The sequence below is a fragment of the Alistipes sp. DJF_B185 genome, from assembly GCF_964250025.1.
GTDB lineage: Bacteria > Bacteroidota > Bacteroidia > Bacteroidales > Rikenellaceae > Alistipes > Alistipes finegoldii.
Window position 1 is genome coordinate 22,523 of record NZ_CAXUDY010000014.1, and the last position, 20,955, is coordinate 43,477.

19 protein-coding genes, 1 tRNA gene and 1 pseudogene are annotated in these 20,955 nt (G+C 59.4%); 13 read left to right on the forward strand and 8 right to left on the reverse strand.

Going from position 1 to position 20,955, the window contains the following annotated elements; translation table 11 throughout:
* Positions 1 to 13: 13 nt before the first annotated feature.
* The 4 genes from ACESTR_RS13300 to ACESTR_RS13315 all read right to left on the reverse strand — a co-directional run bounded on the left by ACESTR_RS13300 (position 14) and on the right by ACESTR_RS13315 (position 3,857).
* Positions 14 to 898, reverse strand: a complete 885-nt coding sequence (locus tag ACESTR_RS13300; protein ID WP_373179364.1) for a hypothetical protein — start codon at positions 896 to 898, stop codon at positions 14 to 16.
* A gap of 43 nt (positions 899 to 941) precedes the next feature.
* A complete protein-coding gene (locus tag ACESTR_RS13305; protein ID WP_009596945.1) occupies positions 942 to 1,955 on the reverse strand; it encodes an outer membrane beta-barrel protein in 1,014 nt (337 codons plus the stop codon).
* A 36-nt stretch (positions 1,956 to 1,991) separates the two neighbouring features.
* On the reverse strand, positions 1,992 to 2,999 hold the full coding sequence (gene ruvB / locus ACESTR_RS13310; protein WP_009596942.1) for a Holliday junction branch migration DNA helicase RuvB: 1,008 nt from the start codon (positions 2,997 to 2,999) through the stop codon (positions 1,992 to 1,994).
* 165 nt (positions 3,000 to 3,164) lie between these two features.
* A complete protein-coding gene (locus ACESTR_RS13315) occupies positions 3,165 to 3,857 on the reverse strand; it encodes a hypothetical protein (protein WP_195290184.1) in 693 nt (230 codons plus the stop codon).
* A 142-nt stretch (positions 3,858 to 3,999) separates the two neighbouring features.
* Here ACESTR_RS13315 and ACESTR_RS13320 point away from each other — a divergent pair, with 142 nt between their 5' ends.
* Entirely contained in the window at positions 4,000 to 4,548 is a 549-nt protein-coding gene (locus ACESTR_RS13320; protein WP_009596971.1) for an RNA polymerase sigma factor, read from the forward strand.
* A 3-nt stretch (positions 4,549 to 4,551) separates the two neighbouring features.
* Positions 4,552 to 5,850 carry an outer membrane beta-barrel protein gene (locus ACESTR_RS13325; protein WP_130063867.1) on the forward strand — a complete coding sequence of 433 codons (1,299 nt, stop codon included), beginning with the start codon at positions 4,552 to 4,554 and terminating at the stop codon, positions 5,848 to 5,850.
* Positions 5,851 to 6,087: 237 nt separating this feature from the next.
* Here the strand turns inward: ACESTR_RS13325 and ACESTR_RS13330 are convergent.
* A tRNA-Arg gene (locus ACESTR_RS13330) sits at positions 6,088 to 6,159 on the reverse strand.
* Between the two features lie 44 nt (positions 6,160 to 6,203).
* Here ACESTR_RS13330 and ACESTR_RS13335 point away from each other — a divergent pair.
* From ACESTR_RS13335 to ACESTR_RS13360, 6 genes are read left to right on the forward strand one after another with little or no spacing between them, the layout of a single operon-like run.
* The gene (locus ACESTR_RS13335) at positions 6,204 to 6,833 is read left to right on the forward strand and encodes a hypothetical protein (protein ID WP_014776048.1); all 630 of its coding nucleotides are present in this window, start codon (positions 6,204 to 6,206) and stop codon (positions 6,831 to 6,833) included.
* Positions 6,834 to 6,838: 5 nt separating this feature from the next.
* A complete protein-coding gene (locus ACESTR_RS13340) occupies positions 6,839 to 7,435 on the forward strand; it encodes a riboflavin synthase (protein WP_022044665.1) in 597 nt (198 codons plus the stop codon).
* A gap of 2 nt (positions 7,436 to 7,437) precedes the next feature.
* Positions 7,438 to 8,487, forward strand: a complete 1,050-nt coding sequence (locus ACESTR_RS13345) for a sensor histidine kinase (RefSeq protein ID WP_130063277.1) — start codon at positions 7,438 to 7,440, stop codon at positions 8,485 to 8,487.
* Between the two features lie 33 nt (positions 8,488 to 8,520).
* Positions 8,521 to 9,390 carry a prolipoprotein diacylglyceryl transferase gene (lgt, locus tag ACESTR_RS13350; protein WP_130063279.1) on the forward strand — a complete coding sequence of 290 codons (870 nt, stop codon included), beginning with the start codon at positions 8,521 to 8,523 and terminating at the stop codon, positions 9,388 to 9,390.
* Entirely contained in the window at positions 9,387 to 10,466 is a 1,080-nt protein-coding gene (locus tag ACESTR_RS13355) for a hypothetical protein (RefSeq protein ID WP_130063281.1), read from the forward strand. The genes lgt and ACESTR_RS13355 overlap by 4 nt, the downstream gene beginning before the upstream one ends.
* A complete protein-coding gene (locus ACESTR_RS13360) occupies positions 10,466 to 10,951 on the forward strand; it encodes a GtrA family protein (RefSeq protein WP_217729623.1) in 486 nt (161 codons plus the stop codon). The genes ACESTR_RS13355 and ACESTR_RS13360 overlap by 1 nt, the downstream gene beginning before the upstream one ends.
* 29 nt (positions 10,952 to 10,980) lie before the next feature.
* On the opposite strand, the pseudogene ACESTR_RS13365 reads toward ACESTR_RS13360, so the two are convergent.
* Together ACESTR_RS13365 and uvrB are read right to left on the reverse strand one after the other, a co-directional pair.
* A pseudogene (locus ACESTR_RS13365) lies at positions 10,981 to 11,172 on the reverse strand (TIGR04076 family protein); the annotation flags it as partial.
* A 1-nt stretch (position 11,173) separates the two neighbouring features.
* Positions 11,174 to 13,249, reverse strand: a complete 2,076-nt coding sequence (uvrB, locus tag ACESTR_RS13370) for an excinuclease ABC subunit UvrB (RefSeq protein ID WP_373179365.1) — start codon at positions 13,247 to 13,249, stop codon at positions 11,174 to 11,176.
* A 168-nt stretch (positions 13,250 to 13,417) separates the two neighbouring features.
* Here uvrB and dnaG point away from each other — a divergent pair, with 168 nt between their 5' ends.
* The 5 genes from dnaG to ACESTR_RS13395 all read left to right on the forward strand — a co-directional run bounded on the left by dnaG (position 13,418) and on the right by ACESTR_RS13395 (position 18,183).
* Complete coding sequence (dnaG, locus tag ACESTR_RS13375) at positions 13,418 to 15,391, forward strand: DNA primase (protein WP_278714195.1); 1,974 nt, start codon at positions 13,418 to 13,420, stop codon at positions 15,389 to 15,391.
* Between the two features lie 207 nt (positions 15,392 to 15,598).
* A complete protein-coding gene (smpB, locus tag ACESTR_RS13380; RefSeq protein ID WP_237959137.1) occupies positions 15,599 to 16,063 on the forward strand; it encodes an SsrA-binding protein SmpB in 465 nt (154 codons plus the stop codon).
* Positions 16,060 to 16,836, forward strand: coding sequence for a Cof-type HAD-IIB family hydrolase (locus ACESTR_RS13385; protein WP_237959139.1), 777 nt, complete (start codon positions 16,060 to 16,062; stop codon positions 16,834 to 16,836). The genes smpB and ACESTR_RS13385 overlap by 4 nt, the downstream gene beginning before the upstream one ends.
* A gap of 57 nt (positions 16,837 to 16,893) precedes the next feature.
* Complete coding sequence (gene tsaB / locus ACESTR_RS13390) at positions 16,894 to 17,601, forward strand: tRNA (adenosine(37)-N6)-threonylcarbamoyltransferase complex dimerization subunit type 1 TsaB (RefSeq protein ID WP_195290193.1); 708 nt, start codon at positions 16,894 to 16,896, stop codon at positions 17,599 to 17,601.
* A gap of 15 nt (positions 17,602 to 17,616) precedes the next feature.
* Positions 17,617 to 18,183, forward strand: coding sequence for a hypothetical protein (locus tag ACESTR_RS13395; protein WP_237959140.1), 567 nt, complete (start codon positions 17,617 to 17,619; stop codon positions 18,181 to 18,183).
* A gap of 116 nt (positions 18,184 to 18,299) precedes the next feature.
* Here the strand turns inward: ACESTR_RS13395 and ACESTR_RS13400 are convergent, their stop codons facing one another.
* A complete protein-coding gene (locus tag ACESTR_RS13400; protein WP_302574703.1) occupies positions 18,300 to 20,915 on the reverse strand; it encodes a glycoside hydrolase family 31 protein in 2,616 nt (871 codons plus the stop codon).
* Between the last annotated feature and the right edge of the window lie 40 nt (positions 20,916 to 20,955).

Consider the following 20,955-nt stretch of genomic DNA (forward strand, 5'->3'; position numbering starts at 1 on the left):
CGCCCGGCCGGCATTAAAAATAGAACCGGATGCCTCCGCCCAGCTGAACCCGGAAGATGCCGGCCAAGTTCAGCTCGGCCCCGTCGTCCACGTCGGGCGAATCGACGATCAGCCACTGCCCGCCGACGGTGACTCCCAGTCCGAGGAAGCGCGTCAGCATGAACTCGGCCGATACCGACTCGTGAATGCCTACGCCGCCCCTGCTGCCAGTCAGGCCGGCGTAGCCGCGGATGTAACGGCCGTAGCCGATACCCGCGCTTTCGCGGAAGAGCCACCTGCGTCCGACGCGCTGCCGCGCGACGAATTCGGGGGCGATGTAATGAATGCGGCTGGTGCGTTCGAAACCTCCGCGCCGGGCCGAGATGAACCCGCCCGAATAGACGACGCCGACGCCCAAACCCCGGCGCGACGTCCAGTTGTATCCCGCGGTGATCTCCAGTCCCTCGTTCAGCGAACCGGAAGAACTCTCGCGGAGGTAGATCGTGGAGAGGATCGCCGTGTACCCGGCGTTGGCGAAGAACGTGTGCTGCGAACGGCCCCGCGGGGCGAGATGCCGGGCGCGTTTGCTCCGGTCGTCCGACGGCGCCGTTCTGAGCGGCACTTCCGCCGTCCGGGTTTGCACTTCCGCCGTCCGGGTTTGCACTTTCGCCGTCCGGGTTTGCACTTCCGTTGTCCGGCCCCGCTCTCCCGTGGTCCTTACCTGCATTGCCGGTCTCCGGGCTTGCTCTTCCGTTGTCCGGCCCCGCTCTTCCGCCGGCGTGCAAGCCGCCGCAGACCCACTCGTGCCGGATACGGCCGCTCCGGGGGCGGCCGCATGGAGCCGCGCGGCGCAGCAGGTCAGCAGGACGAGCGCCGCCGTGCCGCAGATTCGTGAAGTCAGTGATGATCGTTGAATCATAGTCGCATCTGTTTTATGCTACGTCCCCTAATGGGACTTGCCGCTAAAAATAAAAACGCAGGCCGCCGTTGAGGCTGATGCGCGAAATGCCGCCTTTCTGGTCGTCGTTGTATTGCGACACCGCGTCGTCCATCGAACTGAACCGTGTGCCGTAAGTTCCGACGCTGGCTCCGATTCCGACGTTTTGCGCCAATTTGTATTCAAAGCCGACCTCGACATGGAAGCCCAGTCCGCCGATACCGCCTGACAGACTTCCCATTTGCTCCGTATAACGCGCGTATCCCAAGCCGACCGACTCGTGGAAGGCCCATCTGCGGTTGCGGCCTGCCTCCTGCCGCAGTACGAATTCCGGGGCGAAGTAGTGCAGGCGGACCTTTAATTTCGCCCCTTCGCTCATGACCGATGTGAAATACCCCGAATAGCGCAGTCCGAAACCGATTCCGATACGCGATGTCCATTGATAGGCGGCGTTGATGTCGAGTCCCTGCTTGGGATTGCCTGAGACTCCTGCCGGAAGGTAGAAGTCACTGGTGATAAAGGCGTATCCTGCATTGAATGTCAGCGTGTTGTTGTTTGCCGCCTTGGGCGTCTCCCTCCCCGGCGCAACTGTTCCGTCTGCCGGTATGAGACCGTATGCCGCCAGCCGGGCGTTCTGGGCCGCTACGTTGTCGAAATAGGAAGCCGTGTAGACCGAGTCGGGAAGGAGAAGCATATGGGCCGCGATGCGGTGGCACGAGCTGCCCAGCACCGACGGCTCCTTGTGCCAGAACAAATGAAGCCCGTTGCCGCCGATTTTGTTCGTTTCGTCCTTGGCCCGCTGCATGACCTTCGCATAATTGCAGTTGACCGAAAATCCGCTGTCCTTGACCGTGACGCTGCCCAAGACTTCGGCCGGTTCCGGCAGCGAGTCCGCCATGTCGTAAACCAGCACAGTCGAACCTTCGATGCGGGCCGGATAGCTCTTTTGAATGCTCGTGTAAACCGAGGGGGCGCAGCCTGTCGTGAGAAACAGTGCTCCGGCGGCGAAGGCCTGCAGTGAAGCGGAGAAATGGCGCATGCTATGGGATTTTTGAGGGTTAGGCGGGCGGACGGGTCAGAACAGCAGGGTATCGCTTCCGCCGGGCGGAGTGAATCCCATGTGGCGGTACGCCAGCTCGGTGGCTTCGCGGCCGCGGGGCGTGCGTTTGAGGAAGCCTTCCTTGATCAGGAACGGCTCGTAAACCTCCTCGATCGTTCCGGCGTCTTCGCCGACGGCCGTGGCGATGGTGTTCAGTCCTACGGGACCGCCGCCGAACTTTTCGATGATCGTTCCGAGGATCTTGTTGTCCATCTGATCGAGTCCGCGCGAGTCGATATTGAGCGCCGCGAGTCCGATCTGTGTGATTTCGAGGTCGATGTGCCCTTCGCCCTTGACCATGGCGAAGTCGCGCACCCGGCGCAGCAGCGCGTTGGCGATTCGGGGCGTGCCGCGCGAGCGGAGCGCCACCTCGTGCGCCGCGTCGTCGTCGATCGAGACGTCCAGAATGCGCGCCGAGCGTTTGACGATGCCGGCCAGCACCGGGGCGTCGTAATATTCCAGATGGCACTGGATGCCGAAGCGCGCCCGCAGGGGCGAGGTCAGCAGGCCGCTGCGTGTGGTGGCGCCTATGAGCGTGAAGGGCGCCAGCTCGATCTGGATCGAACGCGCCGAAGGTCCTTTGTCGAGTACGATGTCGATTTTGTAATCCTCCATGGCCGAGTAGAGGTACTCCTCGACGATCGGACTGAGCCGGTGGATTTCGTCGATGAAGAGCACGTCGCCCGGATTGAGGCTCGTGAGCAGTCCCGCCAGATCGCCCGGCTTGTCCAGCACGGGACCCGACGTGACGCGCAGCTGCGCGTTCATCTCGTTGGAGATGATGTTGGCAAGGGTCGTTTTTCCCAGTCCCGGAGGGCCGTGCAGCAGTACGTGGTCGAGCGAGTCGCCGCGCATGAGCGCCGCCTTGATGAAGATGCGGAGATTATCGACGATTTTATCCTGCCCGGAGAAGGTTTCCAACTCCTGCGGGCGGATCTTGTTTTCGAATTCGAGATCGCTCTCGGTGTTGCGTACGATAGACATGACGCAAAGATAGCACATGCCGCGGCCAAAAACAAATTTATTTGCGGCGCGCCGGAAGGCCCGGTTTTGGCCTGAAAGGATGGGGTGTTGCGGGGTTTCCGCGGCAAGACAAAAAAATCCGGCCCGCAGATTCTGCGGGCCGGGGCGGTCATGTTTCGGGAGTGGCTACTTCTCCTTCGACATGTTGATCTGAAGATATATTACGCCGTTCTGACGGGTGTTCATGCGCAGGATGATGCCGTTCATGCCTTCGAGGTCCTCCTTGAACTGATCCAGCTTGAACGAGACGTAGCGGTCGTCGTAGCTGTATACTCCGCTGGTGTCGGTGCCGGCGTCGTGGCGCAGTTCGAGGTTGAGGTATCCCTCCTTCTTGTTGTCGGGGTCGATCTGCGTGAAGTCGTTGCGCACGAGCAGGAACTTATGCTTCGAGAGATCCGAAGCGTTGAAGCCGATTCCCACGTTGAGCCAGTTGCTGTTCATGCTGCCGCCGAAATAGCTGGTTTGTGCGTCGGGCAGTTCCTCCACCTCTTCCTGCGTGGTCACGATTCTGGTCTCTCCCGTGTAGATGTTCCTCACGTCGTAAAGCGCGATGTTGTAATCGTACCCTTCGACTCCCGTTTTCAGCAGGTTGAAGAAGATGATGACGCGCTGGTCGTCTTCGGGCTTGTAGCCGGCTACGCGCGATTTGTCGCTCGGATAGACGGTTTTGTCGTCGTCCAGCACGAAGTAGTAGTCGTTGCTGAGCGTCTCTGCCGAGGCGAATGCCCAGCTGCTCGCGTAATCTCCGTCCGAATCGTTGCAGGAGGAGAAGAATACTGCGGTCAGGACCGCAAGCGTGATAAATCCGAATCTTTTCATATTTTTATACTATTTTTGTATTATCTTTCATGTCAGTAAACGTATTCTGGAGGATAATACTGCATGCGGATTAAAATTTTTTTTGATCCCGTGCAGTCTTTTGGTCTTTATACCATTTATAAGAGTGAACGCAAATATGGAAATGGAGGAACAGATACTGGCCGAGGGGTGCAGAGAGGGGGAAGATACGGCCCGGCGTGAGCTGTACGACCGCTATGCAGCCCGTTTGCTGGCCGTCTGTCTCCGTTATTCGGGCGACCGGGCTACCGCCGAGGACCTCATGCACGATGCGTTCCTGAAGATATACGGGGCTTTCGACCGATTCTCCTACCGCGGACCCGGTTCGCTGCGCGCATGGATAGAGCGTATAGCGGTGAATGTGGCGCTCGAATGGCTCCGGAACCGGAATAAACTCAACTTCAGGACGCTCGACGAAGGCCGGGCGCTTCCCGACGTTCCCGAACCCGATCCGTCGGAGGTGGCGCGTATTCCGCGCGACGTGCTGATGGAGTTCGTGGGCGAGCTGCCCGACGGTTACCGTACGGTGTTCAACCTTTACTGCATCGAGGGGTATTCGCACCGCGATATCGCGCAGATGCTGGGGATCAACGAAAAAAGTTCCTCGTCGCAGTTGTTCCGGGCGCGGACGCTGCTGGCCCGCAGGATTGCGGCGTATATGGAGACACATTAGATTATGAAACAAAATAAAGACTGGACAGATGTAATGCGGAGCGCGCTCCGGGACGCCGAGGTAACACCCCCGGCCGACGGATGGGCGCGTCTGGAGCGGGAGCTGAAAACTCCGGCGCCCCGGATTTCCGTATTGCGCAGATATTGGCCGCGGATTGCTGCCGCTGCTGCTGCCGTGCTGATTTTTGTCGGAGGCGGGGAACTGCTGCTGCATGAAAATCGTAGTTTGGGGGATAAAGGGTTTGTTATCGCATCGGCAACAGACGGCGGCAGTTCCGCCGCGGACAATCGGACATATCCGGCCGGGGGGATCGGAACGCTCGAAGAGTCGCTTCGGGCCGTCGTGCCGTCGCAGGAGGCGGTGCGGGCCGAGTCGCTTCCGGGCCGAGAGGCCCAAGCCCGGCAGGCGGTGCGGGCGGCGTATCCTGCGACTGCCGTTGCGCGGAACGCTGCGCCGACGGTCGTGGCGGTTGATGTGACGGACTCCCGGCCGCAACCCGTTCCGGAGAATGAAGCTGCCGCAACTTTGCGGTCGGAAGAAACGATCGCGCAGAAACAGGCCGCCGCAGAGACTTCCGGCGTGCAGGAACGGACGGCTCCAAAAGAAAACGCTGCATCGGCGAGGACCTATCCGAGCACCACTTCTTATTACGGCGACCAGATCGCCTTCGAGCAGCCGAAATCCCGCAGGCGGACTTCCGTGTCGCTCTTTGCGGCAGGCAGCGTGACGGGCGGGGGAACCGTGTCGGCGGGGCCCGGCCCCGGCATGATGATGTCCGACGCTCCGGTAGGCGGCGGCGCCGGCACGATGGCCCAGCTGAAATACAATTACGACGATTATTCCTTCAAACATCACCAGCCGCTCAGTTTCGGACTCTCGGTGCGCAAGGAATTCGCGCACGGTCTGTCGCTCGAAAGCGGCGTCAATTACACGTTGCTCTGGGCCGATGTCCGCATGAAGTCCAGCCGGCAGGACATCAGTCAGAAACTCCATTTTATCGGCGTGCCGCTGCGTATGAACTGGCAGTTTCTGGATACGGGGCGCTTCTCGCTGTATGCAGGCGCCGGCGGTATGATCGAGAAGTGCGTCTCCGCGAAATTCGGTTCGAGGGCGATGGACGAGCCGGGCGTGCAATGGTCCGTGCTGGGCGCCGCGGGCGCGCAGTACGATCTGGGCGGGCTTGTCGGGCTTTATTTCGAGCCTGAAGTCTCCTATTATTTCACGGAAACCGATCTGCGGACCTCGCGTACCGACTCGCCGCTGTCGCTTACCTTGCGGCTGGGCGTGCGTCTTTCCTTCTGACAATCCCTCTGAAACAGGCTTTTGCAGTGCCTTTCAGGCACGAAATACGACCGGAAAAGTCCGTATCTTCTGTTGCGCGGACTTTTTTCGGTCGTGTCCGAATATGTTATTAAAAAGCTTAATTGTGCTATTTTCTATTGTCTAATGGAAATTTGTTATTATTTTTGTTGAATAATAGATTGTGACTGGAGTTGAACAAAAAAACACAAGTGCTTGAATCTCTGCACTTGTGCTTTGTAGTCCCGACGGGAATCGAACCCATATCGTAAGAACCGGAATCTTATATTCTATCCATTGAACTACGGGACCGGGAGTGCAAAGATGCAAATTTTTTTTTAATTATTGCTAAAAAAATGCGAGAAAAGCAGAATAATTGGCAAAGAATCGAGGCCGTAATCAAGTGGGCGAACATGTCGACCAACTATTTTGCGCGTTATATCGGGTTGGCCCGCGGGGAAAACCTTTATCAGATCAAACGTGGCAACAACGGCATATCACTCGATGTCGCCGACCGAATCGTCTCTAAATTTCCTCAGGTGGACAAGTTGTGGCTGCTGACGGGCGAAGGACAGATGTTCTCCGACGAGAAGCTGCGCGGCGTGCAGATACCTTTTTATAATGTGGATGTCGAACAGGCCGTCGCCCATGTCGCGCACCTCGAAGCCGAGAGCAGCCTGATGGTGCCGCAGGCCGGGCAGTGCGATCTGGCGATGTGCTACATGGGACGCGCCATGGGACCCGCGCTGCCGCCCGGTGCGGTGGTTCTGCTGAAAGCTGTGGACCCGGATGCGATTATTCCGGGGGGCGAATATGTGATTGTCAGCCGAAAAATTGTAACTTTGCGGATAGTTCGGCTCTCCGACGGGGACGATAAACTCCGTCTGGTGGCCGGAGACAAAGAGAATTATGACGACATAATTCTGAATGTCAGCGACATAAAGTCGGTCTACAAAGTAAAAGGCAAGTTGATAATTAACAGTTGAGAAGTATGTTTTCAGGTATCGTGGAACGCATGGGGGAGGTCGTGGAGATCCGCACCGACCGTCAGAACAAGGATTTTACGCTTCGCGCGGACTTCTGCAAAGAGCTGAAAATCGATCAGAGCATAGCACATAACGGCGTATGTTTGACAGTTGTGGACATCCGCGACGACGCTTATACCGTTACCGCGATGAAGGAGACGCTCGACAAAAGCAACCTCGGCCTGCTGAAAACGGGCGATCTGGTGAACCTCGAACGCTCGATGAAACCCGATGCGCTGCTCGACGGCCACATCGTGCAGGGGCACGTCGATCAGACGGCCGTCTGCACCGCCAAGGAAGACGCCGACGGCAGCTGGTACTTCACCTTCGAGTACGAACCGCAGGGCGGCGGTCTCTGCACCGTGGAGAAAGGCTCGGTGACGGTGAACGGCGTGAGCCTGACGGTCTGCGATTCGAAGGAATCCAGCTTCCGCGTGGCGATCATTCCCTATACGTTCGAGCATACGAACTTCTGCCGCATCGAAGTCGGCTCGGTCGTAAACCTCGAATTCGATATCGTGGGCAAATACATCGCCCGTCTCATGCAACAATATACGAAGTAGCTATGGTGTACATTAAAACAAAGGAGGGGGCGTCGCTTCTGGTCGCACTCCTCGCAGCGGTCATCGTCGCCGTGACGATGATCCTGCTCGATGTGGTCTGGTGGATGACGCTCTGCGCCGTCGCCGGCGTTTTCGTCGTCATGGCTCTCGTGGCGTTGTTCATCATCCGCAAGTACGTGGCCTACAAGCTCAAGCCGATCTATTCGATCGTCCTTTCGCGCGACGTGCACACCAATGAGATCTTCTCCGAACTGAAGGACAAGCACGTCGAGAATATCGGCGAGGAGCTTACGGCGTGGGCCGATACCAACGACAAGGAGATCGCCCGCCTGAAGGAGACCGAGCAGTTCCGCAAACAGTACCTCGGCAATGTGGCGCACGAGCTGAAAACCCCGATCTTCAATATTCAGGGATATATCTCGACGCTGCTGGACGGCGGACTGGAGGACGAGCTGATCAACCGCAAATACCTCGAACGGGCCGAAAAGAGCATCGACCGCCTGATCAACATTGTGAACGACCTCGATACGATCTCCAAACTCGAAAGCAACATGAACCGCCTGAACATGGAGCGGTTCGACATCGTTGCGCTGACCAAGGAGATTGCCGAGCAGGCCGAGATGGAGGCCGACAAAAAGGGGATCAAGATTTCGGTCAAAGGGGCCGAAAACCTGCCGTCGCCTTTCTGGGTGCTTGCCGACAAACACTATATCGGTCAGGTGATGGTAAACCTGATCATCAATTCGATCCGTTACGGCAAGGAGGGCGGGCAGACGCGCGTCCATTTCCGCGACATGCTCGACAAAATCCTGATCGAAGTCGAGGACAACGGTTCGGGCATCGGCAAGGAGGACCTGCCGCGCGTTTTCGAACGTTTCTACCGCACGGACAAGGGCCGCTCGCGCGAGCAGGGCGGCACGGGACTCGGTCTGGCCATCGTGAAACATATCATCGAGGCGCACGGCGAGCGCATCACCGGCCGCAGCGAACTGGGCGTGGGAAGCACCTTCTCGTTCACGCTCAAGAAAGTAAATCTGCAGGACATCAAATAACGGCAGAAATCCATAGAACCCATTCCAAGTAATATGATACAACCGCTAAGCATCGTCTGGGATTTCAATCCGGTGTTCTTTTCCATCGGATCGCTCGACATCCGTTATTACGGCTTGATGTGGGCGCTGGCAATCCTGATCGGCGCCAAATTTTTCGACAATTTCTGCAAACGCGAGGGACTTCCGTCGAAAGTCTCCGAGTCTATATTTATATATGGTACGCTGGCGACGATCATCGGCGCACGTCTGGGGCACTGCCTGTTCTACGATCCGATGGAGTACCTGAGCAAGCCGTGGACCATCATCACGGGCTTCCGCGACGGCGGCATGGCCAGCCACGGCGCCGCCATCGGCCTGCTGATCGGTCTCTGGCTCTTCTCGCGCAAGAACAAGCTGCCTTACGTCTGGTCGCTGGACCGCATTATGATCGCGGTGGGTATCGGCGGCGCAGTCGTGCGTCTGGGCAATCTTTTCAATTCGGAGATTTTCGGCATGGCGACGACCCTGCCGTGGGGTTTCGAGTTCGTCCGCTCGGCCAAATGGGTGAACGAGTTCGCCCCGGCGGCGGTGCATCCGACCCAGATTTACGAAGCGCTCTGCTATCTGGCGACGTTCGGTCTGCTCTGCTGGCTCTATTATGCGAAAGACATGGCCCGCCGCCGTCCGGGCATTTTGTTCGGCATCGGACTGATCGGCATCTTCCTGACGCGCTTCTTCATCGAGTTCATCAAGACCGAGCAGGAGGCGTTCGAACGGGGATGGCTGCTCGACATGGGACAGTGGCTGAGCATTCCGTTCATTCTGCTGGGTATCTATATGATTTACCGGGGTGCGACGCAGCCGGAGGTGGTTCCGGTTGTGCCGAAATCCCCGGCTGCAACTGCCAAAAAGAAGAGAAAATGAGTAATTATCCGATGGTAAACGAGATCAACCGTCTCGTAGGCGACCTGCTCGCCGGGGGCGGAGAGGTGTTCCTGCCGGGGGTGGGATCGCTCTATACGGAACGCCGCGGCGCGCGGCGCATTTCGCGGCGGAGCGTGGTGCCGCCGAGCCGGGCCGTGTCGTTTACCTCGCAGGAGCGGGGCGTGTCGCTGGTCGCTGAAATCTCCGGCGCCGTGCAGTGCGACGCCGCCGAAGCGCAGGATGTATACGACCGCTGGCTGGCCCGCACGCTCGAAAACGGCGTGCTGACGATCGAGGGCGTCGGCGTGCTCAAACTCAAACATTTTACGCCCGATGCGGCGTTCGACAGGCGACTCAATCCGCAGGGGCGTGAGCCGGTGCGGATAAAACCCGCCCGCAAGTTCGACTGGGCCTTGTGGATCGGCATTGCGGCGATTCTGGTCGCCCTCGGTTTCGGGGGGTATGAGTTCCTGAAGCTCTATGACGAAGGCCCGGAGGAGATCGCGCAGACAACCGGTATTCCGGGACCGGAGGCAACCGCTGGCGCGGCGACGGCCGACAGTCCGGCCGCGATTCCGGCTGCTGCGGATTCCGGTGCGACAACCGGATCGGCGGCATCTGCGCCCGGTGCGGACGCCGCAAAGGCCGCGGGCACGACGGCTGACACTGCATCGGGGACGAACGCCGAAACGCGATCGGAACCCGCTGCGTCCGGTGCGAATGCCGGTACTGCCGCCTCGTCGGTCGGCGGTCAGGGGAACGCTCCTGCCGGGCAGAAGGATATTGCCCCGGCGAAACGCCCTGAAACCCGTTCCGCAGGGACGGCCGATGCGCCCGCATCGCTTGTTTCGGGCCGCCGTTATGTCGTGCTGGGAGTGTTCAGCACGCCGGAGAATGCGGCGCGCGCCGTCGATGCGGCGGCGGAAAAGGATCCTTCGGTGCGCTGCGGAATCTACCGTTTCGGGACGAAATTCATGGTTTCGCCGTTCGAATCGGCCGATATGGAGGCATGTGCGCTCTTCGTCCGCAATTACAGCGACCGGTTTCCGGGCCTTTGGACCTATACCGCCCGTTGATGCGCATTTCCGAGCTGATAATCCGTTTGATCGACTGGTTCTACCGCAAGCCCGTCGCGGCGATCCTGCCGCGGCAGACGTTCCGTTATATCGTCTGCGGCGGTGCGAACGTGGTGTTCAGCTGGGTGTGCTACTTTCTGGTTTATAATTTCGTCCTCGACAAGGAGCAGCTGGACCTCGGTTTCGTGGTTGTCTCTGCGTATGTCGCGACGATGCTGCTGATCTTTCCCTTCACGTTCTTCACCGGGTTCTGGCTGAACCGCTATGTGACATTCCGTCACTCGCCGCTGCCGACCGGGACGCAGTTGTTCCGTTACCTGCTGTCGATCGGCGGCTCGGTGGTCGTGAATTATGCCGGGTTGAAATTTTTCGTGGAGTTCTGCGGATTGTGGGCCACGCCGTCGCAGATGCTGGCGACTTTCGTCACGATGATCTACAGCTATCTGGCCGCCAAATACTTCACCTTCCGCCATGCGGAGGTCTGACCCCCCCCCGATCCTTACTCTATTATAACCTGCCCGGTCCCGTGGGAGAGGGCGAACACGTATTGGTATACGGCTTTCCACGCTTCGTCGCAAAATCCTGCGGGCTTTGCGTAATCGGCGTAAAATACCTGCCCTTCGTGCATCATGGGACACTTCGTGAACCCCGCCCCGGCATATTGGCGGGCGAGGTCCTCGTGGATCGTCGTTTTGAGAATGGTGATTTTACAGCGTTTCGTGCCGTGCTGTTTTGCGGGAGCTCCCGTTTCCGGTCTCTTCCCTGAGTTTTTGCAGTTCGTACATCCGGTCGCGGAATTTCGCCGCGGCGAGGAAGTCGAGCGACTTGGCCGCACGCTCCATGTCTTCGCGCGCCTTGACGATCAGCGCATCGAGGTTTTCGCTCGCGGCATAAGTTTTCTGCACGTCCGCCGCAGCCATGTAATGATCCTCGGCGATGGGGTAGACCGCCGCGATTTCCGGTACGTCGGTCCGCGTGCTCAGCAGCGTGCTCTGTCCCGAACCGCTTCGCTGTGCGCGGCGCGGCAGCATGCCGTGCTCCATGTTGTAGCGCACCTGCTTCTCGCGGCGGCGGTTGCTCTGCTCGATGGCGTAGCGCATCGAATCGGTGCAGGTGTCGGCATAGAGGATCACGTTGCCCTGCGAATGACGCGCCGCACGTCCCGCGATCTGCGTGAGCGAACGCACGTTGCGCAGGAATCCCTCCTTGTCGGCGTCGAGGATCGCCACCAATGCCACTTCGGGCAGGTCCAGACCTTCGCGCAGCAGGTTCACGCCCACCAGCACGTCGAACATGCCGGCCCGCAGGTCCTCCAGAATCTGTATGCGCTCCAGCGTATCCACGTCCGAGTGGATGTAGCGGTTGCGCACCCCCACGCGGTCGAAATATTTGGACAGCTCCTCGGCCATCCGCTTGGTGATGGTCGTCACGAGCACTTTGTCGTCGTTCTTCACCCGCTTGTCGATCTCTTCCAGCAGGTCGTCGATCTGGTTTATCGTTACGCGCACTTCGAGCGGCGGATCGACCAGCCCCGTGGGGCGGATCAGCTGCTCGACGATCACGCCTTCGCTCTTCATCAGCTCGTAATCCGCGGGCGTCGCGCTGACGTAGATCGACGTGCCCTGCAGCTGTTCGAACTCGGCGAAGGTCACCGGACGGTTGTCCTTGGCCGCCGGGAGCCGGAACCCGTACTCCACGAGGTTCTCCTTGCGCGCGCGGTCGCCGCCGAACATGGCGTGTACCTGCGGGATGGTCACGTGGCTCTCGTCCACGACCAGCAGGTAGTCTTTCGGGAAGTAGTCGATCAGGCAGAACGGACGCGTACCCTCGCTGCGGCCGTCGAAGTAGCGCGAGTAATTCTCGATGCCGGGGCAGTAGCCCAGCTCCTTGATCATTTCGATGTCGTATTCCACGCGCTGTTTGATGCGCTGGGCCTCCATCGGCCGCCCGGCCCGCTCGAAGAATTCGATCTGCCGGCCGAGGTCGAGGTATATCTGCTGTACGGCGCCGTTGATGCGCTCCTTCGTGGTTACGAAGAGACTCGTGGGGTAGAGCGTCAGGTTGTCGAGCGAATGGATGCGTTGTCCCGTCACGGGGTCGATGGTCTGGATGGCTTCGATCTCGTTGTCGTAGAACATCACGCGGAAACACTGGCTGCCGAACTCGCCGAACGCCGCCATGATGTCCACCGTGTCGCCGTTCACGCGGAATGTCGCAGGCTCCAGCTCCCGCTCGGTGCGGGTGTAGAGCGCTTCTACCAGCTTGTAGAGGAAGTGCTTGTAGCTGACGATCTGTCCGACCTTGATGTCGATCGCCGTGGCGTGGAAATCCGCGGGATTGCCCGCGCCGTAGAGACACGACACGCTCGACACGACGATCACGTCGCGGCGCCCCGACAACAGCGTGGCGACGGTGCGCAGACGCAGTTTCTCGATCTCGGCATTGATCGAAAGGTCTTTTTCGATATAGGTGTCCGTCGAAGGCAGGTAGGCCTCCGGCTGGTAGTAATCGTAGTAGGAGACGAAATACTCCACGGCGTTTTCGGGAAAGAAGTTCCTGAATTCGCCGTAAAGCTGCGCTGCTAGGGTCTTGTTGTGGCTCAGGACCAGCGTCGGCCGGTTCAGCTGCGCGACGACGTTGGCCACGGTGAAGGTCTTTCCCGAACCGGTGACGCCCAGCAGGGTGTTATGTTTGGAGCCGTGGCGGATCGAGCCGACGAGCTGTTCGATCGCTTCCGGCTGGTCGCCCATCGGGGCGTAATCCGATACGAGTTTGAAATCCATAGGACAAAAATAACGATAAAATCCGAAATAAATTGCGGCCGGAGCGAATACTCGTTTAAAATACCCGTATTCGGGCCGGGTGCGGCGCCGTCGCCTTTTTGCGGGAATTTTGCGCCGAGGGGCCCGCTCTTCCGCTCCTTTTCCCGAATTATTCCTATCTTTGCAGGTATGATTGACAGGGAAACAGTAGACCGCATTTACGCCGCCGCCAATATCGTGGATATTATCGGCGAATACGTCACGCTCAAACGCAAGGGCGTGAACTATCAGGCCTGCTGTCCGTTCCATAACGAGAAGACCCCTTCGTTCGTCGTCTCGCCCTCGAAGGGCGTCTACAAGTGCTTCGGCTGCGGCAAGGGCGGCAACGCCGTCACTTTCCTGATGGAGCACGAGAACATCACCTATCCCGAAGCCCTGAAGATGGTGGCCAAGCGCTACGGCATCGAGGTCAAGGAGAAGGAGATGACCGACGAGGAGGTGCGCCGCAACGACGACCGCGAAAGCATGTTCGCGCTCAACGGCTGGGCGGCCGACTACTTCGCCGATTACCTCCACCACGAGACCGAAGGCATGAGCGCGGGCATGACCTATTTCCGCCAGAAGCGCGGCATGACCGACGCCACGATCAAGAAGTTCGGTCTCGGTTTCTGTCCGGCCAAAGGCGACCGGATGTCGAAAGACGCACTGGCGGCGGGGTATAAGAAGGAGTTTCTGGTTGCGACGGGACTTTCGCTCCAGCGCGAGAGCGACGGATCGCTCTACGACCGTTTCCGCGACCGCGTGATCTTCCCGGTCCACAATATTTCGGGCCGCATCGTCGCTTTCGGCGGCCGTACGCTGCGTACCGACAAGACGGTCGCCAAGTACCAGAATTCCCCCGAAAGCGAGATTTACAGCAAAAAGCGGGAGCTTTACGGACTTTATTTCGCCAAAAAGGCGATCCAGCAGCTCGACTTCGCCATTATGGTCGAAGGATATACCGACGTGATTTCGATGCATCAGGCCGGTGTCGAAAACGTCGTCGCCTCTTCCGGCACTTCGCTTACGACCGAGCAGATACGCCTGCTGAACCGCTTTACGAAGAATATCACCGTCATTTACGACGGCGACTCGGCGGGTATCCACGCTTCGCTGCGCGGTATCGACATGATCCTCAAGGAGGGCATGAACGTGCGCGTGGTGCTGCTGCCCGAACCTGAAGACCCCGACTCCTTCGCCCGGACGCATACGGCCGCCGAGCTGCAGGAGTATATCCGCGCCAACGAGCAGGATTTCCTTGCTTTCAAGGCCAGACTGCTGTTGCAGGACGCCGAGGGCGACCCGATCAAGAAGGCGGCCCTTATCGGCGACATGGTGCAGTCGATCGCGCAGATTCCCGATCCGATCCAGCGGTCGGTCTATATCAAGGAGTGCGCCCGCATCATGGACATCGACGAGAACATCCTCATCTCGGAGGTGGCCCGCAAGCGCATGTCCACCACGGGGGACCGCGAGACGGACGAATTCGTCCGCCGTCAGACGGCCCAGCGGCGTGCCGAAGTGCGGGAGCCGGAGGTCGAGTTTGTGAAGCAGGTGCAGGCCGGCAGCAGCGTCGAGGCGCTCGAACGCGAACTGGTGAAATACCTGCTGAAGTACGGCCACTGCTCGTTCGACTTCAAGGAGGGGCGTACGATGGTGGCGTGCAACGTCGCCGAGGTGATCTTCATGGAACTTGACAGCGACGGACTGTCGTTCAGCAATCCGCTGTATGACAAGATTCTGGCGACCTACCGGGAGCAGTGGAAGCTGCTCGGCACCGGAGCGGAGGTGCCGGCGCACTTTTTTCTGAACCACCCCGATCCGGAGGTGTGCAACGTGTCGGTGGACATCCTTACGTCGGACGACAATTATGTTCCCAGCGAGTTGTGGCGGCGCAAGGAGATTCATATCGACACCGATGCCGAGATGCTGGCCGTGGGTGTGCCGAAGGCCGTGACGCTCTACAAGTCGAAGGTGATCGAGGGTTATATCAAGGAGTGGCAGGCCAAACTTGCCGACGAGAGCCTGACCGAGGAGCAGCAGAACGAGGTGATCCAGCGGCTGGCCGGCTTCAACAAGGTGAAGGTGACCATTGCAAGGAAATTGCAGCGGCTGATCTTGTAGCCGCCGGAATAATATATGTGGTGTTTTGAATTTTTAACGAAAAAAGGGGCGGGTATCGGGTCGTACACGTATCACTACGCATACCGTGTGCAAACAGAAAATAAACAGAAAGATGTGTAAAACATATCAAAGATAAAAGAATTAGTTACCTTGACCGATTCCCACCCCTGCGAATAAATGGGCAATTATTGTGCCGTTTCCGAGTATATGAGTGAACAGAAAAATATAAATATCCGCAACAAGCGCGCGACGTTCGACTATGAGATTCTGGAAGAGTACGTTGCGGGCGTCGTATTGGTCGGCACCGAGATCAAGTCGATCCGTGCGGGCCGGGCTTCGCTGACCGATTCGTTCTGCTATTTCGACCGCGGCGAGCTTTGGATCCGCGGCGTCAATATCGCCGAGTACGCGTGGGGGACCTGCAACAACCACACGCCGCGCCGCGACCGCAAGCTGCTGCTCAACCGCCGCGAGCTGGACAAACTCCAGCGCGCCGGACAGGACAAGGGCCTTACGATCGTGGGCCTGCGCATGTTTCTCAACGAGCGCGGGCTGGTGAAGGTCGTCATCGGGCTTGCCCGCGGCCGCAAAACCTACGACAAACGCGAATACCTGAAGGAAAACGACGCCAAACGGGAGATCGACAAGGCGATGAAAAACTACAGACGATGATACGGGCGATTTTTCTGGATGTGGACGGGACGCTGATCAGTTTCAGTACGCATGAAATTCCCGCTTCGGCGCTTCGGGCGCTGGCGCAGGCGCATGAGCGCGGCGTACGGCTCTTTATCGCCACGGGGCGCGCCGCGAACGATCTCGGACCGCTCGAAGGAATTCTTTACGACGGCGTGGTGTCGCTCAACGGCGCCCGTTGTGTAGCCAACGACGGGCGTGTCGTCAGCCTGCATCCGATTCCGCGGGCTGATTTCGAACGCGCTTTGGCGCTCTCCGAGGAGCAGGGCTTTGCAATGGGGCTGGAACTGGAGGAGGGCGTTTTCGTCAATCGCGTGACGCCCGACGTCGAGCGGGTCGCGCATATGGTGGCGCATCCGGTGCCCGAACAGACCGACCTGCGCGAGCTTTTCGGCCGGGTCGAATGCTGTCAGCTCTGTTTCTACTTCGACGCGGAGACCCAGCGGCGGGTTATGGCCGAGCTGCCGACGCTCGCAGCGAGCCGCTGGTGCCCGATTTTCGCCGATGTCAATGTCGCCGGCATCGACAAGGCGACCGGAATGGAGGAGTTTATGCGCAGTTACGGCTTCTCGGCGGCCGAGGTCGCGGCTTTCGGCGACGGCGGCAACGACGTGGCGATGCTGCGTGCCGCAGGGGTAGGCGTGGCGATGGGCAACGCCTGCGACGAGGCGCTGAACGCCGCCGACTACGTGACCGCTTCGGTCGATGACGACGGTATCGCAAAGGCGCTGGCGCATCTGGGGGTGATTTGACGGGGCGGCGCATGCGCCGGCGGGAACGGAAGTTGGTGAGGTAAATTACAAAATCATATGAGTCTTATTCTTTGTATCGAGACCGGCACGGACATCTGTTCGGTCGGTATTGCGAAAGACGGGGAGCTGCTTTCGCTGCGCGAGAGCGACGAGGGGCGCGACCATGCCCGCAAGGTCGGCGTGTTCGTCGATGAGCTTCTGCGCGAAACGGGCATTGCGCCCGACGAGCTGGACGCCGTGGCGGTCGGCAAAGGTCCCGGCTCCTATACGGGACTGCGCATCGGCGTGTCGTTCGCCAAGGGATTGTGTTACGGATTGCAGAAGCCGCTGATCGCCGTGGGATCGCTCGACGCGCTGACGGAGGTTGCCCGCGAAGATTACGAAGCGGGTATTCTTTCTGTTTCCGACTGGGACCGTGCGCTGCTCTGCCCGATGGTCGATGCCCGCCGCATGGAGGTTTATGCGCAGGTCTTCGATGCGGAGGGCCGTCCGCAGAACGAGGTCACGGCCGAGGTGATCGATGCCGGCAGCTTCCGGGAATTCCGAGAGCAGGGCCGTCCGTTCGTGATTTTCGGCAGCGGCGCCCGCAAATGCGCCGACGTGCTTGCCGGCGCCGAGTTCGTCGAGGTGGCCCCTTCGGCCCGCGGTCTTGCGCGGCTGGCCCAGCAGGCGCTCGACGAAGGCCGTACGGAGGATATCGCTTACTTCGAACCTTTCTACCTGAAGGATTTCGTCGTCACGACCTCGAAGAAAAGTCTGTTTTAGTTCCGTTGCCGACATATGACCGAAGCGGAACTGGTAAAGAGTCTTTCGGAGCGGTTCTATTCGGACTTCGCAGACACGGTGGCCCGGCGGGTGCGCGATGCGGGGGCGGTGGAGCTGCTTTATCGGGTGGCGACCTCGCCGTATGCTAACCTGCCGAAGCCTGCGAGACACAAAGTGGCCTTCCGCAGCGCCTATGTGCTCGAAAAGATCTATTTCGCCGCTCCCGATGCGTTCATGCCCTTCGCCGGAGCGTTCTGCGACAGGGACTTCCCCGCTTGTACGGACCGGAGCGCGCAGCGCCATTTCGCAAAGATCATGGCCGACCTGCTGGGACGTTATACGCCCGATTCCTCTTCGCTGGAGCGGATCGCCGAGACGGCGGCGCAGTGGGCCGTCGATCCCGGCACGAAGGTCGCGGTGCGGATCTGGGCCGTCGAGGTGCTGAAACACTGCCGTGAGCGGGTCGGCTGGGTAGCGGAGGCGTGGGACGATCTTGTCGAGACGATGGCGCACGGCGCGACGCCGGGCATCGAATGCCGGATGCGCAAGAGCTGGAAGCCGGGTCGGAGCGACAAAGCCTGAAAAAATAATCCGGGATTAATTCGGACCACGGGATGAGTCCGGAGCATGTAATACTTCGTAAAACAAATCCCCGCGAACTTGCTTCGCGGGGATTTTTGTTGCGGTATGTCGTCCGGTTATTTCACGCTGCCGATCACGGCCTTCAGGCGTTGCTTGAAGTTGTCGCCGATAATGGTCATGGAATCGGTCTTTTCGAACAGTGCGGCCTTGTTCTTCGCATAGGCTCCGATGAATTCGGCGATGCGGAACGGCTCTTCGAGGATGAAGTTGGGGCACTGCGAAACGCGCAGGTACTCTTCGGGCAGCATCAGGTAGGGTTCGCTGTGGGCGCCCTGCTCGGTCTTGAATTCGACGGTCAGGTCGAGACAGCGTTTGAAGACGCCGCTCATGCCGTACAGGTCGGCCTGATGCGCCGTCGCATAGTCGTCGAACGCGAGTTCGATCTCCACCGGAGCGTCGCAGGCCGTCGTGCCCGTGTAGATCACCGGTGCGAGCGTGTAGCCGTCGTAGGTCCACTCCCCGGCCTTCGGAAAGCGCGAGTAGGCCAGTTCTTTGCCGTTGACCTTTACAGACTTGGGCGGGAAGACGGCCGGGAAGCGCAGTTCGTAGCTGCGGCTGTCGGACGCGCCCGCAAACGAACCCTCGCGGGGCGAAATGCGTACGCGCACCGTGTTGCCCTCCTGTTTTTTGGTGACCGTCGTCACGGCGTAGTTCGTCTTGTACTGCTGGCTCATGCCGTCGTCCTCGTAGTGGCGCAGCTGCCCGTCGCCGCCCGGAATGAAGGTCAGCACCAGCGTATCGCACGGCTGCTGGAGGTTCTTCACCGTAGCCGGGTTCATCGGAATGATCGAACCTGCCTTGGCGTAATGGGGATTCTCCGCCAGCGTGTAGTGCAACTCTTCGGTGCGGCCGCCTTCGTACATCGAGCCGGTCGCGCAGTCGAACCACGCCCCTTCGGGGAACCAGATCGTGCGGGGAGCCAGACCCGTTATGCTGTCCACCGGCTGGGTGATGGTCGTGGCGAGGATGTCGTTGCCGAACATGAACTGTTCGGGCGTCTCGTACGCCTTGTCCGATTCGGGATAGTCGTAGTACATCGGGCGGCACATGCCGACGCCCGTGTCGTAATTCTCGCGGGCCGCATTATAAATATAGGGTGCCAGCGTGTAGCGCAGGCGGATGGCGTCGCGCATGAGGAACATATGGTCGGGGAAGCACCAGATGCAGCGTTCGATGCGCGGGTCTTTGGTCGAATGGGTTTTGAAGATCGGAGTGAACACGCCGTATTGCAGCCAGCGCGTGTAAAGTTCCGGGTCGGTCGCCTTCTGCGTCTTGTGGAACATGTGGCCGCCGATGTCGTGGCCCCACCAGCCGTAGTTGACGTTCGAAGCCGTAGCCGTGAAGTAGGGCAGGTAGGCGAGCATGGGCCATGTGGCGTAGGTGTCGCCCGAAAATGCCAGCGGATAGCGGTGGCTGCCCAGCCCGCCCCAGCGGTGGTAGATGAAGGGGCGCAGTCCGGGGTTCTGACGCTCCGCATGGTTGAAGAAGGTGTGGTTGAGCCAGAAGGTGTTGCTCAGTCCGGGGGTGTATTTCGACTCTTTCCACTGCTGCCAGTCGAGCCACCAGAAGTCCACGCCGTTGCGTTCCATCGGTTCGAGTACGGTTTTGAAATAGGCGTCGGCCCATTTCCGTTCGTCGATTTTGAACGGTACGCTCTTGCCCTTCTCAGACCATCCGTATTCCTTGGTAAAGTCATCGTATACAGCTTCGTAAGGTTGGATACCTGAAGCGGGATGGAGGTTGAGCGCCACCTTCAGCTCTTCGTTCTCGGTCCACTTGAGGAAGTTCGCGGGCGAGGGGAACAGCTCCTTCTGCCACGTGTAGCCCGTCCAGCCGATGCGCTGACCGTATTCGTCCTTCGGCGAATTGCTCTTGCGCAGGCCCCATGTCTCGTGCCAGTCCATATCGACGATCAGCACGTCGATCGGCACGTCCATCGACTTGAGTTTGTTCACCAGATCGACGAATTCGTTGTCCGAATACTGCCAGTAGCGGCTCCACCAGTAGCCCAGCGTATATTTCGGAGGCATCGGCGCGCGGCCGGCGACGAGCGCGTAGTCGGCCAGCGCCTGTTTGTAGTCGTGTCCGTAGGCGAAGAGGTAGAGGTCCTGACGGTCGCCTTCGGGACGCGCTTCGATCCACTCTTCCCATTCGGAACCGTCGGGCGTCAGCACATGACGCTGCGAATCGTCGATCAGGGACCAGCCCGCGCGGGAGAGGATGCCCTGCTCCATCGGCTCCTTGAGTTTCGAACCGTCGGCGCCGTCGAGCGTGCGGGTCGTGCCCAGCAGGTTCTGCGGATTTTCCATGCCGGGAGTCCAGACCACCTCCCTGCCGTTGAGCGTGAATACGGCTTTCAGGTTTTTGTCGCTGAACTTGCCGTTCTTAAGATACGTAAGCGTCAGCGCCGGGGTCGTGATCGTGAGTTTCGATCTGCTTTCGCGGACCTTGAATTCGGGAACCGGAGTCTCGCGATTGACGAACGTCAGCGTCGCACGGTCTTCGAATTGTCCGTCGGCACTCCACTCCATACGGATCAACTGCGGTGTGAGCACCGTAAACCGGGCGTTTCCCGAAGTTACGACGGCTTTGGCGTCGGCCTTCGGGTTGTCTGCGATTGCAGGCGACAGCGTGCAGGCGAGCGCTGTCAAAAGGGCAAGAAATCGTTTCATCTTTATTTGGTTAGCTTGGTTACCGGGTAAAGATACGCAA

Coding starts and splice junctions, on each gene's coding strand:
- ACESTR_RS13300 (WP_373179364.1), bottom strand. CDS start 898: ATGATTCAACGATCATCACTGACTTCACGAATCTGCGGCACGGCGGCG.
- ACESTR_RS13305 (WP_009596945.1), bottom strand. CDS start 1,955: ATGCGCCATTTCTCCGCTTCACTGCAGGCCTTCGCCGCCGGAGCACTG.
- ruvB (WP_009596942.1), bottom strand. CDS start 2,999: ATGTCTATCGTACGCAACACCGAGAGCGATCTCGAATTCGAAAACAAG.
- ACESTR_RS13315 (WP_195290184.1), bottom strand. CDS start 3,857: ATGAAAAGATTCGGATTTATCACGCTTGCGGTCCTGACCGCAGTATTC.
- ACESTR_RS13320 (WP_009596971.1), top strand. CDS start 4,000: ATGGAGGAACAGATACTGGCCGAGGGGTGCAGAGAGGGGGAAGATACG.
- ACESTR_RS13325 (WP_130063867.1), top strand. CDS start 4,552: ATGAAACAAAATAAAGACTGGACAGATGTAATGCGGAGCGCGCTCCGG.
- ACESTR_RS13335 (WP_014776048.1), top strand. CDS start 6,204: ATGCGAGAAAAGCAGAATAATTGGCAAAGAATCGAGGCCGTAATCAAG.
- ACESTR_RS13340 (WP_022044665.1), top strand. CDS start 6,839: ATGTTTTCAGGTATCGTGGAACGCATGGGGGAGGTCGTGGAGATCCGC.
- ACESTR_RS13345 (WP_130063277.1), top strand. CDS start 7,438: ATGGTGTACATTAAAACAAAGGAGGGGGCGTCGCTTCTGGTCGCACTC.
- lgt (WP_130063279.1), top strand. CDS start 8,521: ATGATACAACCGCTAAGCATCGTCTGGGATTTCAATCCGGTGTTCTTT.
- ACESTR_RS13355 (WP_130063281.1), top strand. CDS start 9,387: ATGAGTAATTATCCGATGGTAAACGAGATCAACCGTCTCGTAGGCGAC.
- ACESTR_RS13360 (WP_217729623.1), top strand. CDS start 10,466: ATGCGCATTTCCGAGCTGATAATCCGTTTGATCGACTGGTTCTACCGC.
- uvrB (WP_373179365.1), bottom strand. CDS start 13,249: ATGGATTTCAAACTCGTATCGGATTACGCCCCGATGGGCGACCAGCCG.
- dnaG (WP_278714195.1), top strand. CDS start 13,418: ATGATTGACAGGGAAACAGTAGACCGCATTTACGCCGCCGCCAATATC.
- smpB (WP_237959137.1), top strand. CDS start 15,599: ATGAGTGAACAGAAAAATATAAATATCCGCAACAAGCGCGCGACGTTC.
- ACESTR_RS13385 (WP_237959139.1), top strand. CDS start 16,060: ATGATACGGGCGATTTTTCTGGATGTGGACGGGACGCTGATCAGTTTC.
- tsaB (WP_195290193.1), top strand. CDS start 16,894: ATGAGTCTTATTCTTTGTATCGAGACCGGCACGGACATCTGTTCGGTC.
- ACESTR_RS13395 (WP_237959140.1), top strand. CDS start 17,617: ATGACCGAAGCGGAACTGGTAAAGAGTCTTTCGGAGCGGTTCTATTCG.
- ACESTR_RS13400 (WP_302574703.1), bottom strand. CDS start 20,915: ATGAAACGATTTCTTGCCCTTTTGACAGCGCTCGCCTGCACGCTGTCG.